Source organism: Rhodoluna limnophila (assembly GCF_005845365.1).
GTDB classification, from domain to species: Bacteria; Actinomycetota; Actinomycetes; order Actinomycetales; family Microbacteriaceae; genus Rhodoluna; species Rhodoluna limnophila.
On record NZ_CP040509.1, the window covers coordinates 414,948 to 431,517 of the forward strand.

15 protein-coding genes are annotated in these 16,570 nt (G+C 54.0%); all 15 read left to right on the forward strand.

All coding sequences use genetic code 11. The annotated features are described in order from the left end of the window. Positions 1-9 precede the first annotated feature (9 nt). The gene (locus tag FFA38_RS02045; RefSeq protein ID WP_138315369.1) at positions 10-1,338 is read left to right on the forward strand and encodes a M50 family metallopeptidase; all 1,329 of its coding nucleotides are present in this window, start codon (positions 10-12) and stop codon (positions 1,336-1,338) included. Between the two features lie 40 nt (positions 1,339-1,378). Beyond that, entirely contained in the window at positions 1,379-2,539 is a 1,161-nt protein-coding gene (gene ispG / locus FFA38_RS02050; protein WP_138275158.1) for a flavodoxin-dependent (E)-4-hydroxy-3-methylbut-2-enyl-diphosphate synthase, read from the forward strand. Positions 2,540-2,572: 33 nt separating this feature from the next. Beyond that, the gene (locus FFA38_RS02055) at positions 2,573-3,694 is read left to right on the forward strand and encodes a glycoside hydrolase family 27 protein (RefSeq protein ID WP_138315370.1); all 1,122 of its coding nucleotides are present in this window, start codon (positions 2,573-2,575) and stop codon (positions 3,692-3,694) included. A gap of 21 nt (positions 3,695-3,715) precedes the next feature. Further along, positions 3,716-5,479: a proline--tRNA ligase gene (locus FFA38_RS02060; protein WP_138315371.1), complete on the forward strand. Its 1,764-nt coding sequence runs from the start codon at positions 3,716-3,718 to the stop codon at positions 5,477-5,479. Positions 5,480-5,536: 57 nt separating this feature from the next. Then, positions 5,537-6,517, forward strand: a complete 981-nt coding sequence (nusA, locus tag FFA38_RS02065) for a transcription termination factor NusA (RefSeq protein ID WP_138315372.1) — start codon at positions 5,537-5,539, stop codon at positions 6,515-6,517. Positions 6,518-6,548: 31 nt separating this feature from the next. Continuing rightward, entirely contained in the window at positions 6,549-6,815 is a 267-nt protein-coding gene (locus FFA38_RS02070; protein ID WP_138315373.1) for a YlxR family protein, read from the forward strand. A gap of 71 nt (positions 6,816-6,886) precedes the next feature. Then, positions 6,887-9,580, forward strand: a complete 2,694-nt coding sequence (gene infB, locus FFA38_RS02075) for a translation initiation factor IF-2 (RefSeq protein ID WP_138315374.1) — start codon at positions 6,887-6,889, stop codon at positions 9,578-9,580. Positions 9,581-9,589: 9 nt separating this feature from the next. After that, complete coding sequence (gene rbfA / locus FFA38_RS02080; protein WP_138315375.1) at positions 9,590-10,030, forward strand: 30S ribosome-binding factor RbfA; 441 nt, start codon at positions 9,590-9,592, stop codon at positions 10,028-10,030. Then, on the forward strand, positions 10,031-10,939 hold the full coding sequence (truB, locus tag FFA38_RS02085) for a tRNA pseudouridine(55) synthase TruB (RefSeq protein WP_138315376.1): 909 nt from the start codon (positions 10,031-10,033) through the stop codon (positions 10,937-10,939). Then, the gene (locus FFA38_RS02090; protein WP_138275166.1) at positions 10,932-11,294 is read left to right on the forward strand and encodes a hypothetical protein; all 363 of its coding nucleotides are present in this window, start codon (positions 10,932-10,934) and stop codon (positions 11,292-11,294) included. Before truB ends, FFA38_RS02090 begins: the two co-directional genes overlap by 8 nt. 94 nt (positions 11,295-11,388) lie before the next feature. Next, positions 11,389-12,369 (forward strand): phosphate ABC transporter permease subunit PstC, encoded by a 981-nt coding sequence (gene pstC / locus FFA38_RS02095; RefSeq protein WP_138275167.1) that lies wholly within the window; start codon positions 11,389-11,391, stop codon positions 12,367-12,369. After that, positions 12,366-13,454: a phosphate ABC transporter permease PstA gene (gene pstA / locus FFA38_RS02100; RefSeq protein ID WP_138315377.1), complete on the forward strand. Its 1,089-nt coding sequence runs from the start codon at positions 12,366-12,368 to the stop codon at positions 13,452-13,454. Before pstC ends, pstA begins: the two co-directional genes overlap by 4 nt. Before the next feature lie 2 nt (positions 13,455-13,456). After that, positions 13,457-14,245 (forward strand): phosphate ABC transporter ATP-binding protein PstB, encoded by a 789-nt coding sequence (pstB, locus tag FFA38_RS02105; RefSeq protein ID WP_138315378.1) that lies wholly within the window; start codon positions 13,457-13,459, stop codon positions 14,243-14,245. Positions 14,246-14,370: 125 nt separating this feature from the next. Continuing rightward, positions 14,371-15,396, forward strand: a complete 1,026-nt coding sequence (locus FFA38_RS02110; RefSeq protein ID WP_138315379.1) for a substrate-binding domain-containing protein — start codon at positions 14,371-14,373, stop codon at positions 15,394-15,396. 87 nt (positions 15,397-15,483) lie between these two features. After that, positions 15,484-16,542, forward strand: a complete 1,059-nt coding sequence (locus tag FFA38_RS02115) for a substrate-binding domain-containing protein (protein WP_138315380.1) — start codon at positions 15,484-15,486, stop codon at positions 16,540-16,542. The last annotated feature ends 28 nt before the right edge of the window (positions 16,543-16,570 follow it).

Below are 16,570 nucleotides of genomic sequence, written 5' to 3' on the forward strand. Positions count from 1 at the left end.
GTTCTAAACGTGACTGAAACTCTCTGGTACGTAGGCGGAATCCTCTTCATCGCGATTGGAATTGCGGTTTCAATCGGGCTGCATGAAATCGGCCATCTCGTCCCAGCCAAAAAGTTTGGTGTTAAGGTGCCCACCTACGCGATTGGCTTTGGCCCAACGCTGTTTAAATTTCGCCGCGGAGAAACCGAGTACGCGCTAAAACTCATTCCGCTTGGTGGTTTCATCACCATGATTGGCATGTATCCGCCGGCAAAAAAGTCTGCCAAACCTTTGCCTGCTGGCAAAAAGCTCGGGTTCTTTGCCGACATGATTAGTCAGGCTAGGTCTGCCCACAACGAGCACGAAACTCCAGCAGACGCAAACCGTAAATTTTACCAGCTGCCGGTCGGCAAGCGAATGGTAATCATGTTTGGTGGCCCATTCATGAACCTCCTTCTAGGCCTCGGCCTATTTGCCTTCGTTATGGGTGTCATGGGTGTTCCGCAGCGAACAAATCTCATCGCTCAGGTTTCACCCTGCATCGCCACGACCGTCATGCAGGTAACTGACTGTGATCCTGTTGCCGACCCGTCGCCGGCGGTAGCAGCTGGCCTTCAAATCTCCGATGAAATTGTTGCCGTGAATGGCAAAACCGGAGACGACGCAGCAGTTTTGATTCAGGAGTTGCCTGCCGGAGCGCCGGCCGTTTTTACCGTGCTTAGAGACGGCAAAAACGTCGACCTAAACCTAACCCCAACCGTTGCTTTGCGTCCGGTCATTGATTCCAAAACCGGTCAGGTGCAACTCGATGAATCCGGTGACCCAGTGATGCAAGAGCGCACGGTCATTGGTGTGGTTTTTGCTAACCAGAGGGTTCAGCAGGGTCCCGCGTACATCGCAGAGCAGTCTCTAGGAGCGGTTTCCCAAGTGGGAACAATGATTTTGACCTTGCCGCAGCAAATGGTTCAGGTTTTTGATGCCACCTTTGGCGGCGGCGAGCGCAATCCAGCCGGTGCCGTCTCGGTAGTCGGCATTGGTCAACTAGCCGGAGAAGTCGCAGCGACAGAGAGCGCTGACATCACCGACAAGCTGGCAACCGGGTTGATGATTATTGCCTCCCTGAACTTTGCCCTATTCGCTTTCAACATGCTGCCGCTATTGCCGCTTGATGGTGGCCACATTGCCGGTGGGGTATACGAGGCAGCGAAGCGCGGTATTTACAGGCTTAGAGGAAAGTCAGATCCTGGTCCGGCAGATACCGCTTTGCTTATGCCGGCAACCTGGTTTGTCGTCATACTTTTGATGGCTATGAGCGTGTTGCTAATCCTGGCCGACCTAATCAATCCAATCGCCTTCTAAACGCTGTTTATGATTAGAGCAACCTGAAAGAGAGTTTTCTGTGGCTGCAATCAACCTTGGTCTTCCAAATACTCCTCCGCCAACCATTTCTCCGCGTCGCAAGAGTCGCAAGATTATGGTCGGCAAAGTGGCAGTGGGCGGCGATGCACCAGTGTCAGTGCAGTCAATGTGCACCACGCCAACAACTGATGTCAACGCAACTCTCCAGCAAATTGCTGAGCTAACCGCATCGGGTTGTGACATTGTGCGTGTTGCAGTGCCTAGCCAGGACGACGCCGATCGACTGGCCCTGATTGCTCGCAAGTCTCAAATTCCAGTCATTGCCGACATTCACTTTCAGCCAAAATACGTTTTTCAAGCTATCGACGCAGGTTGTGGCGCGGTTCGAGTAAACCCGGGCAATATTCGCCAGTTTGATGACAAGGTCGGCGAAATCGCCAAGGCAGCCAAAGATGCTGGAGTGTCCATCCGAATCGGTGTGAACGCAGGATCCCTCGACCCTCGTTTGCTGGAAAAATACGGCAAGGCAACCGCCGAGGCGCTGGTTGAGTCGGCTGTCTGGGAGGCAAGCCTTTTCGAGGAACACGATTTCCACGACTTCAAGATTTCGGTAAAACACAATGACCCGGTGGTCATGGTCAAGGCATACGAAATGTTGGCTGAGCGAGGCGACTGGCCATTGCACCTCGGCGTAACCGAGGCTGGTCCGGCATTCCAGGGCACAATCAAGTCTTCGGTGGCATTCGGTGCACTGCTATCGCGCGGAATCGGAGACACCATCCGAGTCTCGTTGTCTGCGCCCCCAGTTGAAGAGATCAAAGTTGGCTCGCAAATCCTCGAGTCCTTGAACCTTCGCCCAAGAAAGCTTGAAATTGTGAGCTGCCCGAGCTGTGGGCGCGCTCAGGTCGATGTTTACACTTTGGCCAATGAGGTCACTGCTGGGCTTGAGAAGCTCACTGTTCCATTGCGCGTTGCAGTTATGGGTTGTGTCGTGAATGGTCCCGGAGAAGCGCGTGAGGCCGACTTGGGCGTCGCTTCTGGCAATGGCAAGGGGCAGATATTCGTCAAGGGTGAGGTCATCAAGACTGTGCCTGAGAGCGAAATCGTGGCGACCCTGATCGAAGAGGCCAATCGAATGGCCGCTGAGATGGACCCAACCCTTGTGGGTAGCCCGCAGGTGCTGGTCGCCAAAAAGGACTAACCAAAACACTCACTTCAAGAAGGGGAGCTGGCAATGGCGCTAGCAATGACTCCGCCGATGGGCTGGAACTCGTGGAACGTTGGGCTGGATTCCAACGATTATCCCGACTTCACAAATTTGACTGAAAAGTCGGTTCTGGATCAAGCCCGAGCTATGGTCGATCGGGGTCTGCTTGCCGCCGGTTATGAGTATTTTGTGCTCGATGACGGATACCAAAATGCGCGGCGTGATTACCGTGGTCGTCTTCAAGGGCATGCATTGCGGTTTCGAAATGGCATCCCGTCGCTGGTCGAACAAGTCAAAGGGCTGGGGCTGAAATTCGGCATTTATTCAGTTCCGGGTTCCCTGACCTGCGCTCAGCAGTACAACGACTATGTCGCGGATGGGCTTGGCTCGCTAGACAAAGAACGTATCGATGCCGAGGCTTTCGCTGAGTGGGGCATCGATTACCTAAAGTACGACTGGTGTCGGGCGCACTTGAACGATGGGCTGCTCGCGAAAGAGACATTTTCAAAAATGGCCGTCGAAATCGCTCGAACCGGCCGTGAAATTGTGTACTCAATTTCTGAATACGGCCTTTTCAAGCCCCACGAGTGGGCGCCGGAATTCACTCAAATGTGGCGCACTACCGACGACCTGTTCGCAAACTGGGATTCGATTCTGCGAACCATTGACCTTCAAGTTGACCTGTATCCGTACTCGAGGCCGGGGGCTTGGAATGACCCCGACATGCTGCAAATCGGAAACCATGGTCTCACCGCGGCAGAAAATCGATCTCACTTCTACGTTTGGGCAATCCTGAATGCGCCGCTCATGATCGGTACTGATTTGGTCCGCATGCCTGAGTCTGTCCGAGAACTACTGGTCAACCCCGGAGTTATCGAAGTTGACCAAGACTGGGGTGGCCAGCAGGGGCGTCGGGTTTGGCAGGGCAATGAAGCAGAGATTTGGGCAAAACCAATGTCGGATGGTTCCCTGGCGGCAGCGCTCCTTAACCGAGGTGAACGAACTTTCACGTTCGAGGTAAACGCCGAAAGTCTTGGACGCGACTTCAGTTCAGCCATCGACGTGCCTTCCGCCTCGGATCTTGGCATTAGCGGTTCAGCAACCTTAGAGGTTGGCGCCCACGACACAATGCTGATTCGAGTTCGATAGGGTCGCGATAACATTGACCCCATGCCTATTCGTCTTTCCTCGCTATTCCTGCGCACATTGCGCGAAGACCCATCTGAAGCTGATGTAGCTGGTCACAAGCTGCTCTTGCGTGCCGGATACATCCGTCGCGCTGGTGCCGGCCTGTACACCTGGCTGCCTCTGGGATTAGCGGTTAAGGCGAAGATCGAGCAGGTTGTCCGTGAAGAGATGGCAAACGCCGGTGCTCAGGAAGTGTTTTTCCCAGCCCTGCTGCCTCGCGAGCCTTTCGAAGCCACCGGGCGATGGACCGAGTATGGCGACAACCTTTTCCGTTTGCAGGACCGCAAGAAGAGCGATTACCTACTTGCGCCTACGCACGAGGAGATGTTCACCCTTTTGGTGAAAGATCTTTACTCCAGCTATAAAGACCTGCCAACCTGTCTGTACCAGATTCAGAACAAGTACCGCGATGAAGCTCGCCCTCGTGCCGGTTTGCTGCGCGGTCGTGAATTTGTGATGAAAGACGCCTACAGCTTTGACATCGACGATGAGGGTTTGAAGAAGTCTTATCAGGCGCAAAGAGATGCTTACGAGCGCATTTTTACCCGCCTTGGCGTTGAATACGCGATAGTCAAGGCTGATGCCGGAGCCATGGGTGGTTCAGCATCTGAGGAATTCTTGTCGCCGAGCCCGATTGGTGAAGACACATTTGTGCGCTCGCCAGGTGGTTACGCTGCAAACGTGGAGGCCGTTGCAACGGTGGCACCTCCGGCCATCTCAATCGAAGGCCAGCCAGCCGCGAAGCAGGTAGAAACACCTGGGGCGACCAACATCAAACGAGTGGTTGAGTTTGCCAATCAAAATGTGCAGCGCGTTGACGGCGGTGTGTGGTCTGCCGCGCACACCCTCAAGAACAACGTCATGGCCTTGGTCTCTCCTGAAGGAAAGCGTTCTCTAGTTGTTGTTGGCCTGCCTGGTGACCGCGAGGTTGATGCCAAGCGCGCCGAGGCAGCTTTTGCTCCAAACGAGGTCGAGCAGGCAAATGAAGATGACTTTGCCCAGCATCCAGAGCTCATAAAGGGATTCATCGGACCGGTAAAGGGGGGTCAGGCGGTCCTTGGATTGAACGGATCGAGCGGAATTCGCTACCTGCTTGACCCACGTGTGGTCGATGGTAGTGCCTGGATTTCCGGCGCCAACGAAAAAGATCAGCACATTTTTGATTTGGTCAAAGGCCGAGACTTTGAGGCTGACGGTGTTGTTGACATCGCTGAAGTTCGCGCTGGCGATCCAGCTCCCGACGGTTCGGGTCCTCTCGAGTTGGCCCGAGGTATTGAAATCGGTCACGTATTTCAGCTGGGTCGCAAGTATGCAGAGGCGCTTGGTCTTCAGGTGCTTGACGAGAACGGCAAGTTGGTCACTGTAACTATGGGTTCCTACGGAATCGGTGTTACTCGACTAGTTGCAGTTTTGGCCGAGGCAAACCACGACGATAAGGGCCTAATTTGGCCTGCTGCGGCTGCCCCAGCCGATATCTATGTTGTTGCTGCTGGCAAGGATGAGGCAATCTACGCGGCAGCCGAGAAGCTGGCGGCAGAGCTTGAAGCCAAGGGTAAATCGGTGATTCTCGACGACCGCCAAAAAGTCAGCCCAGGCGTTAAGTTTGGCGACGCAGAGCTTATCGGTGTGCCAACAATTGTGATTGTTGGCAAGGGTCTTGAGAACGGAGAGGTCGACCTCTGGGATAGACGCTCAGGAGAGCGCCGCCCAGTCAAGGTAGACTTGGCCGTAGCGGAACTCATCTAGTCCATTTTTGACTGGTTCCACAAACTGACAACTAACTAGCGGCCCGGGAGGCATCTCATGGATATCGATTTGAGAGTATTGAAAGTTCTCGAGCGCGAAGCAGAAATTCCTTTTGCCGAACTGGTCGAAATTATCGAAGCAGCAATTTTGGCTGCGTACCACAAGCACGTTGGAAACAGCGATGAAGCTCGCGCCGAGCTGAACAAAACCACCGGTCACGTAAACATTTACGCGCCCATTGTGGATGAAGAAGGCACCAATACCGGTGAAGAAGAAGTAACTCCAGAGAACTTCGGTCGCGTGGCGGCATATGCGGCCAAGCAGGTTATTGCCAGCCGTCTGCGCAACATCAGCGATGAAAACCTGTTGGGCGAGTTCAAGGGTAAAGAGGGTGACATCGTCGCCGGTGTTATCCAGCAGGGCCAGAAGCCGTACATGGTTTACGTTGACCTCGGCAGCATCGAGGCCATCATGCCCCCGGAGGAGCAGGTTCCAGGTGAGGACTACTCGCACGGTAAGCGCATCCGCGTTTATGTGACAGCGGTCAACAAGGGAACCCGCGGCGGACCGATGGTTACCGTTTCTCGTACCCACCCGAGTTTGGTTCGCAAATTGTTCGCAATGGAAGTTCCTGAGATCGCCAGTGGTGTAGTCGAGATTGTTTCTTTGGCTCGCGAGGCCGGCCACCGCACCAAGATTGCCGTTCGCGCGCACGAAGCGGGTGTAAACGCCAAGGGTTCATGCATCGGTGAATTGGGCCAGCGAGTGCGAGCTGTCCAGAACGAACTGAATGACGAAAAGATTGACATCGTTGATTACAGCGATGACCTGCCAGCTTTTGTAGCCCAGGCTCTATCTCCAGCCAAGGTTTCCAGCGCTTTCACGCTTGATGCCGCAACAAAGTCGGTTCGCGTGTTGGTTCCTGACTTCCAGTTGTCTTTGGCAATTGGAAAAGAGGGCCAGAATGCCCGTTTGGCAGCTAAGTTGACTGGAGCAAAGATCGACATTCAGCCTGACAGCATCCTCGAGGGCGAGTAGCTCTAGGCGGATTGCCTTGCCAGGGGTTAGAATGGAGCGTACCTGCGTTGGTTGCCGCCAACGCTCCCAGCGTGCAAACCTCCTTCGAGTCGTTGAAAAATCAGGTTTCTTGATCTTTGACAACCAGAAGAATTTGCCCGGTCGGGGAGCATGGCTTCACCCAGTTTCGGAATGTTTAGAGTTGGCTATTTCTCGGAAATCGTTTATCCGGGCGTTGAAACTCAAAAAACAGGTCGAGACATCAGGTCTGAATTTCACTAAAGAACAGGCAGAAACGATGTTGGCAAAAAATGAGTAGCTCGAAATGAGTACCCAACAGCTTTAACGGCCTGCCCTGTCTAGGGGAGGCCCCAGACAGGAGAAACAAAAGTGGCGCTACCACGCGTGTACGACATTGCTAAAGAACTTGGAATCGATTCCAAGGTTGCTTTGGCCAAGCTCGCTGAACTCGGAGAGTTCGTAAAGAGCGGTTCATCAACTATTGCCCCGCCGGTTGCTAAGAAGCTTCGCGAGGCATTCCCAGACGCAAAACCAAAGGCTGAGGCCCCTAAGGCAGCTCCAAAGGCTGCTGCCCCTGCTAGCCCTGCAGCACCTGCTGCCCCGACTCCGGCAGCAATGACTCCGGCGGCTCCTGCTCCAGCTGCTCCAGCAGCTACACCAGCAGTTGCTCCGACAGCAAGTCCGGCAGCGCCGACTCCAGCTGCAGTTGCTCCGGCGGCTCCGGCGGCAGCTCCGGCAGCCCCGAGCCCAGCCACCCCTGGAATTCCTCGTCCAGGCAACAACCCTTTCGCAGCAAGCCAGGGCATGGGTATTCCGCGCCCGGTTGCTCGCCCAGGTAACAATCCGTTTTCTCCATCGCAGGGAATGGGTCGCCCAGGTGGCCCACGTCCGGCAGGTGGCGCAGGCCGTCCTGGTGGCGCCGGCGGTCCTCGTCCGGCAGGGTCCGGCACACCTCGTCCAGGTGGCGCAGGTGGACCAGGTCGTCCAGGTGGTTTTGCACCGCGTCCTGCTGGTGCCGGTTTTGCTCGTCCAGGTGGTGCACCAGGTGCAGCTCCGGGAGCCGGTGGATTCTCTCGTCCGGGTGGTGGACCAGGCGCAGGCCGTGGTCGCGGCGTAGGCGGCGGAACCGCGGGTGCATTCGGTAAGGGTGGAGCACGTGGACAGAGCAAGGCTCGTAAGTCAAAGCGCGCGAAACGCGAAGAGTTCGAACAGCGTAATAACGCACCATCTCTTGGTGGCGCGATTGTTCCACGCGGAGACGGAACCACTGTTTTGCGTCTTCGCCGCGGTTCATCAATCCAGGACTTCGCCGACAAGATTGACACCACTGCAGGTCAGCTGATCACTGTGCTATTCGCCCTTGGTCAAATGGCAACTGCAACTGCTTCGCTTGACGAAGAGACCTTCCAGATCCTCGGTGAAGAGCTTGGCTACAAGATCGAGGTTGTTTCACCTGAGGACGAAGAGCGCGAGCTATTCGAAGGCTTTGGTCTTGACGTGTCAACCGACTACGACGATGATGAGGCTGACCTTATTGCTCGTCCGCCGGTTGTTACCGTTATGGGTCACGTTGACCACGGTAAGACTCGTTTGCTGGACAGCATTCGCAACTCAAACGTCATTGCGGGCGAGGCCGGCGGAATTACCCAGCACATCGGTGCCTACCAGGTACACGTTGAGCACGAGGGCATTGATCGCGCAATTACCTTCATCGACACCCCAGGTCACGAGGCGTTTACCGCTATGCGTGCCCGTGGTGCTCAGGTAACCGACGTCGCAATCTTGGTTGTCGCAGCTGATGACGGTGTTATGCCTCAGACCATCGAGGCGTTGAACCACGCTCAGTCAGCTGGTGTACCAATCGTGGTCGCAGTGAACAAGACCGATAAAGAGAGCGCTAACCCAGCCAAGATTCGCCAGCAATTGACCGAGTTCAACTTGGTAGCTGAAGAATACGGTGGCGACGTTATGTTCGTTGATGTTTCTGCTCTAACCGGCAAGGGCATCAAGGACCTTCTAGACGCTGTTCTACTTACTGCAGACGCTGCGCTCGACATGCGCGCCAACCCAAACAAGGATGCTCGCGGTGTTGCCATCGAGGCCAACCTTGATAAGGGTCGCGGATCAGTGGCCACAGTTCTTATCCAGTCAGGTACTTTGCGCGTTGGTGACTCAATCGTTGCCGGTGCTGCACACGGTCGTGTGCGTGCCATGTTCGATGAGAACGGCGTGGCGGTTGCCGCTGCCGAGCCAAGCCGTCCGGTTCAGGTTCTGGGTCTACAGTCAGTACCTCGAGCCGGTGACACCTTTGTGGTTACCGAAGACGAGCGTCAGGCCCGCCAAATCGCTGAAAAGCGCGAGGCTGCCGACCGCAATGCTCTACTGGCCAAGACTCGCAAGCGTGTCAGTCTTGAAGACTTCACCAAGGCTCTTGAAGATGGCAAGGTTGAGGCTCTTAACCTCATCATCAAGGGTGACGTTTCTGGTGCTGTTGAAGCACTTGAAGACTCATTGCTCAAGATTGAAGTTGACGATTCAGTTCAGTTGCGAATCATCCACCGTGGTGTTGGTGCAATTACCGAGTCAGACGTCAACCTGGCCACCGTTGACAGCGCGATCATCATCGGCTTCAACGTCAAGCCAGACAACAAGGCCAAGGAGCGCGCCGACCGCGAGGGCGTCGACATTCGTCAGTACTCAGTTATTTATGCTGCGCTTGACGACATTGAGAAGGCACTCAAGGGCATGCTCAAGCCTGAGTACGAAGAATTCCAGTTGGGTACCGCAGAGGTCCGCGAACTGTTCAAGTCTTCGAAGGTTGGAACCATCGCAGGTTCGATCGTCCGCTCTGGTTCAATCCGTCGAAACAGCTCGGCTCGCGTCTTGCGTGCTGGCAAGGTCATCGCGGATAACCTCAAGATTGACTCGCTCAAGCGATTCAAGGACGATGCAACCGAGGTCAAGACTGACTTCGAGTGTGGTATCGGACTGAACGGCTTCAACGAACTCGAGCTCGAAGACATCATCGAGACCTTCGAGATGCGTGAAAAGCCTCGAGTTTAGGTTTAGAACATGGCAGATGTTGCACGCGCTAGAAAGCTAGCGGAACGCATCAAGGTTTTGGTGGCAGAGGCGCTCGAGCGCGCCGTTAAGGACCCAGATTTGGGCTTTGTCACCATTACCGACGTCAAAGTTACCCCTGACCTTCAGCACTCAACCATCTTCTTCACGGTTTATGGAACACCTGCTGAAAAGGCTCGTAGCGCTGAAATCATCGAAAAGAATCGTGGCGTAATTCGCCGCGAGGTCGGGCGTCAGCTGTCAATTCGGTTGGTTCCAACAATCGAATTCGTAGCCGATGAAATTCCTGAAACCGCTGCACACATGAATGATTTGTTGGCAGCAGCCAAGGCCCGCGATGAAGAAGTGGCCAAGTTAGCCGCAGATGCTCACTGGGCTGGCGAAGAGAACCCTTATAAAGAGCCTCGACAGATTGAAGAGGACGAAGACTAAATGTCTTCTGGCCTCGTCCTGATCGATAAGCCTTCGGGCTGGACCAGTCACGACGTTGTTGCCCGCCTAAGAAAATTGGCGGGCACTCGTCGGGTTGGCCACGCCGGCACTCTCGATCCAATGGCAACCGGTTTGTTGCTCATCGGGGTTAATTCGGCAACGAAACTGCTCACCTTTTTAGTCGGTGAAGACAAAACCTACTTTGCGACAATCCGCCTCGGTGCCTCGACTATCACTGATGACAAAGAATCTGAATACCTGCTTGTGGCAGACCCGGATGACTTGCGAGCGCTCACTAAAGAAGCCATCGAGTCGGCGTTAGTGCATTTGCGCGGAGAAATTCAGCAGGTGCCGAGCTCGGTGAGTGCAATCAAGGTAAACGGTGAGCGAGCCTATTCAAAGGTTCGCTCGGGCGATGAAGTAAAGCTTGCCGCCAGGCCGGTCACAATCCACAGATTTGAGATTCTCGGTGAGCCTCGAATCGAAGAGGTTGATGGTCAAGCATTCATTGACATCGATGTTGTTGTGGACTGCAGCTCTGGCACATACATTCGGGCACTAGCGCGGGACTTGGGTTTATCTCTCAAAGTTGGCGGCCACCTAACCGCGCTTCGACGAACCAAAATTGGAAGCTACAACATCTCGCAGGCCCAAGGTCTCGAGGCGCTGACCGCCGAAACACTGAACATTCTCGACATGTCTGAGGCTGCCGCGCAGCAATTCAAGTCGCGTGCGCTTTCTCGGCAAGACGCTATTGATCTGAGGCACGGCAAGAGGCTAAAAGCTGCTGACGAGGGCTCCGAACCGATTGCAGCATTCGATGAAGGCGGAAAACTGGTGGCGATGCTCTCCAGGTCAGGTCGGGATCTCAAATCGCTTGTGGTTTTTCCGGAGGGTTCAAATGATTGATTGGTTTTATTCGGTTTCGTTGACTGTGAGCGTCATCTCAGGCGTTTGGGCAGTGGCGCTAGGTTTGTTCAAGCGCAAGCCAAGCCTCCTAAGTTTGGTCCCTCTGGCGCTAGTGCAGCTGCTGCTGGTGATTCAGTTGGCTATTTCAATTTCCCTGGTGATCTTGGGGGAGCGCGCCAAGCAAGACACAGTTGAATTCTTCGCCTACCTGATCGTTGCTCTGATGGTTCCGCTGGGCGCGGGGTTCTGGGCATTGATTGAGCGCAGCAAGTGGTCAACGGTCGTTATCGGTGTCGGTGCCCTTACCGTTGCAGTGATGCTGGTGCGTATGCAGCAAATCTGGCTGGGCTACTAGCCCTATAAGTCATTGGCGCATCGATAACGGCAATTTAACCTTCCGTTTACTCCTCGAACAGGTTGCATTCATTCGGCCTATCGATGATTGAGGCATGTCCCAGCAGCCAGACCTCAAAATTCCGGAGCGCCGCAAGCTCAACACCGCGCCGACCAGCCTTGGCGACAAAATTTTCTTCCGAGTGGCTTCAGGTGCCGCCAACTTTTCGATCGTCCTCGTCGGCCTAATTCTGGTTTTTCTCTTGTGGCAGTCTGTGCCAGCTCTCCAAAGCCAGGGCATCGACTTCATCTTTGGTTCCAACTGGGATGCTGCTGCAGAGACTCCGGTCTTCCAGATTGGTCCGATGCTCTGGGGCTCTTTCCTGATTTCGTTTCTTGGCGTAATTCTGGCAGTACCTATGGCGATTGCAATTGCCTATTTCATTGAGTTCATGGCGTCCAAAGCTGTTGGTCGAGTAGCCACAACTTTGATTGATTTGTTGGCTGCCTTGCCTTCAGTGGTTTTGGGCCTATGGGGTTTTGCTGTTTTCACTCCGGTAGCGGCTGGTTGGGCAGAGTCGCTAAATAAGGCGTTTGGTTGGTTTCCGCTCTTTGCCTCAGATGGCGCAGGATTTCTAGCCTCGCCCTTTATTGCGGGCTGGATTGTTGCCATCATGATTGTGCCAATTATCGCGTCGATTTCACGCGAAATCTTTAGCCAGATTGACCGCGATTTGATCAACGCAGCCAAGGGGTTGGGTGGCGGTTCTTACTCAATTTTCAAGAAGGTTATTTTGCCAACGGCTTCAGGCGGAGTAGTCGGTGGTGTTCTTTTGGGATTGGGTCGTGCACTCGGCGAAACCGTGGCAATTTTCTACGTTCTAAATCTAGTTTTCGAAATCAACTGGTACGAAATCCTTCAGCAGCGCGGTGGTTCAATCGCATCAAACATCCTCGCGCGATTTGGTGAGGCAGGGCCTGCCGAGATCAGTGCGCTGATGGCATCGGGGTTGGTTTTGTTCGTGATGACTTTGATCATCAATTCGATCGCTGCCTGGGTGGTAGCAAAGGCACAGCCTTGGAGAAAGAACCAATGACAAATTACATACCTGAGGCGATGCCGAGGCCAACAAATGCTGCGCCATGGGCAAAAGTTGATGCTAAAAAAACTCTGAGAATTGTTTTGGCCTCGACGCTACCCGCGGCAACGGCAGCTCTGCTGGCGATTTCGTTTGGTTGGCAATTCGAGTTCACGCTTTTGGCTGTTTTCTTGCCATTGCAGCTGGTTGCTGGTCTTTGGCTCGGAACAGTCACAGCCGGAAAACGTGGTCGAGGAGATGCACTCTTAGTGATCTTCACGGTGTTTTTCTCAGCGTTGGTGCTAGTTCTGCTTATGTCGGTGTTGTGGTCGGTGGTATCAAACGGTGCCGCCGCAATGAGCTGGCAGTTCTTTACCCAAAACAACGTTTATGTTTCTGCCAACACTTCGCTTGAGTATGGCGGCGTGGGTCACTCGATCATCGGCACAGTTCTGATTGTTGGGCTAGCCACCCTAGTTACAGTTCCGCTTGGAATATTGATTGCGGTCTACCTGACTGAGACTCGCGGAAAAACTCGTGGCTTGATCCGTACCCTAATTCAGGCAATGTCGGGATTGCCGTCGGTAGTGTCTGGCTTGTTCGTTTATGCGGCTTTCATCGTCACCGGAATCACTCAGTATGCGGGCTGGGCTGGCTCTCTAGCCCTACTGCCGTTGATGCTGCCAACCGTGAGCCGCATAGCTGAGGAGTCACTCAGGTTGGTGCCGGCAGATCTAAGAAGCGCTGCAGTAGGACTGGGTGCGCCTAACTATCGAGCCTTCCTCCAAGTGGTAATGCCGGCTGCAAAAAGCGGTCTGGTCACCGCGATTCTCTTGGGAATCGCTCGAATCATCGGTGAAACTGCTCCGTTGGTTCTCACTACCTTTGCTGCGGCTACTACATCGGTGAATATTTTCAACGGCCCAATGTCAACCCTTCCGACCTACCTGTACGGCTTCATCTCTGACCCGTCAATCCAGAGTGCCCAGCGTGCCTGGGGTGCCGCCTTGGTCATGTTGATTTTGGTTGGTGTTCTCTTTACGGCTGCCCGAGTGATGACTCGTTCTCGAGTTGGCAAAACAACAAAAAAGATTGGAAAGTAAAAATGGCTTCTGAAATTCTGAACGATACCGTTCTGTACTCCAAGGATGTCAACGTCTGGTTCGGTGACCGTCACGTTCTGAGTAACGTAAACCTTGAGTTTCCGACTAACCAGGTAACTGCTCTGATCGGCCCTTCAGGTTGCGGTAAGTCAACTTTCCTTCGCACTCTAAACCGCATGCACGAGCTGATTCCATCAGCAGGCTTTGCCGGAGAAATTTTCCTCGATGGTGAGGACATCTACGCCGACAAGGTTGATCCAGTTAGTGTTCGCCTCAAGGTGGGTATGGTCTTCCAGAAGCCAAACCCTTTCCCAACCATGTCAATTAAGGACAACATTCTTTCAGGATTGCGTCTTTCTGGGCGCAAGATTGAGGCTGGAGAAGAGCTGGTCGAAACCTCGCTTCGTCGTGCCTCGATCTGGAACGAAGTTAAGGACCGCCTCGGTGATGCAGCGGTATCTCTCTCAGGCGGTCAGCAGCAGCGCCTCTGTATTGCTCGTTCTCTGGCGATGAACCCAGAAGTCCTCTTGATGGACGAGCCGTGTTCCGCTTTGGACCCAGGTTCAACTCGTCGAATTGAGGAGACCATTCAAGAGCTTTCTGAGTCAATGACCATCGTGATTGTGACCCACAACATGCAGCAGGCGCAGCGAGTTTCAGACCAAACGGCATTCTTCCTTTCTGAAGACGGCCGACCTGGTCATGTGGTTGAGTTTGGAAAAACTGAAACTGTTTTCAATCAGCCAGTTGACCCGCGAACCAACGATTACGTAAACGGACACTTCGGCTAGAGCGTTAAGAGACTGTTTACTTTCCCTTCGGCTGCCTGCCATCAAGTGAACAAACTTCGTTCACTTCTCCTATTCAAACTGTGATTAGTCGGAAACCCGGCCAACGATCTCAAAAGGAGAAACTCATGTTTCGCAAGGCAACTGGCGCTCTAGCCGCCATCGCTCTAGTGGCATCTCTAGCCACTGCTTCTGCTCCTGCAACCGCAGCCGGAGTATCAATCACCGGTGAAGGTTCATCTTTCGCTGGAACCGCTCTTATCGCAGCCCAGAGCAAGTTCAACGCCAAGGGTGGCGCCCAGGTCAACTACACCAAGTCATCTTCAAGCAAGGGACGCGCCAACGTTTCTGCCGGAACCGTTGACTTCGGTGCATCAGACATTACGTATGTAGCTGCCGGCGCCACTGCTCCTGCAAACACAGTGTTGACCCCGCTACTTGGTGGACCAATCGCAATTGTTTACAACCTGCCTTCAGTCGGTAAGGGCCTTCGCCTTGACCCAGCTACCCTGGGAGCAATCTTCTCTGGCCGCATCACCATGTGGAACCACGCAAACATCAAGAAGTTGAACCCAACCAAGTCTCTTCCAGCCAAGGCAATCTCGGTCCGCTTCCGTGCAGCTGGCTCAGGCACCACCGCTAACTTGACCCAGTACCTAGCCGGTAACAAGGTAACCGGTTGGACTGCCAACAACGGTGACTTCACCAAGGCTTCAGGCGCAGCTTCTGTAGTTGGTGTGTCTGTTCCATCATCATCAGACATGGTTACTGCAGTTGACAACACCTCGTACACCATTGGCTACGTTGACCTAGCAGATGCTGCTGGTAAGGGTCTTGTTTACGCGTCAATCAAGAACCCAGCTGGTCAGTACATCCTTCCAACTGCAACCGCAGCTAAGTCTTTCCTAGCCGCACAGACTGTTCCGACTGATGGCTCTGTAAAGATCAACTTCCTGAAGAAGATTAGCGGCGCGTACAACCTAAGCGCATTTGCTTACGGTATCGCGTCATCAAACTACGCCGATGCTTCGAAGGGTGCAGCAGTCAAGGCTTTCTTCACCTACGTAGTTAGCAACGCTGTTCCTACCGGTTACGTTGCCCTTTCAGGTGCAGCCAAGACCGCTGCTCTAAAGCAGATCGCAAAGATCAAGTAGTAAATAGTTTCAAAAAGTAGATGGTTTTGGGGAGCGCGGCATAAGTCGTTGCTCCCCAAAATCACTTAACAAAATAAGGAATTCAGGATGTTCGGAAAACTTGCCGCAGTAGCCATCACTGGCGTTTTGGTTGCATCGCTATCAGGCTGCACCCCGCCAATGCCACCAGAAATCTTGTCTGCGTTGGCCGAGCAAGAGTTCACCTGTGTCGAGGGAACTTCTGTTATTTCGGTACCGGCTTCAACCACTGACATGGCGCCAGGTTGGCAGTTTGCTGCCGGGGATGCCTGCCCAGGGATGAATTTCGAAGTCCAATTCGACGACGCATCTTCGGCAGATTTGGTTTTTAGCACTTCGGACTTGGACCCTACGCTTTGTAAAAGCGCTGTAGAGGTTCCATTTGCAGTGGATGCTGGCGTTCTGGTGTACCAGCACTCAGATGGCAACATGTTCAACTTCTCGCCGGAGTTGATTGCAAAGATTTTTGCCGGTGAAATTACAGACTGGTCTGATCCGGCGATTGCCGAGGAGAACTTGGGTGCTGTTTACATGGCCGGCCCAATCACGTTTCTTGACCGAGCCTACGGACCTGCTCTCGACTCTTTCAACAGCTGGATGAAACGCCTAGTGCCTGATTTCAATTCAGAGCGCATCCAAGCCGGGCCAGCTATCTCGGCTGCGGACCTTTTCCTCGAGGAGGGGCAGGTCGCCATCGTGGCTAACTCCGTAGCAATGGAGCTTGGTCTTATGCCGGCCGGTGTGATCAATGGTCCAGATGCCTCTGTGGATGTTATCTATCCAGACACTGGTTCAATTGGCTCTGCAGCTACTCAGTTTGATATGAAATCTGAGCCGAATCGACTAACCGTCGCGTACAACAGTGCCAACCCGGCTATGCCTGCTCCTGGTGCAGAGGTAGCGCAGCCGCCTTACGAGGCAGTCTTTACGGCGCCACTGCACATTTGTGGTGACGCAACTCTAGCCAAGCGAGCAGCAGCACGATTCATTCTTCGTCAGGACCAACAGGGTGCTATGGCGGCTACCTACTTCGTCCCGATCACTGAAGCGATTCGCGTGTCGGCCCTCACCGTGGTCTCCGAAGGATTGACCTTGCCTTCATTTGATCCCGAGGACTACACCGGCTAATTGGCTTTGGCCGCTTGTTAGGCTGGTA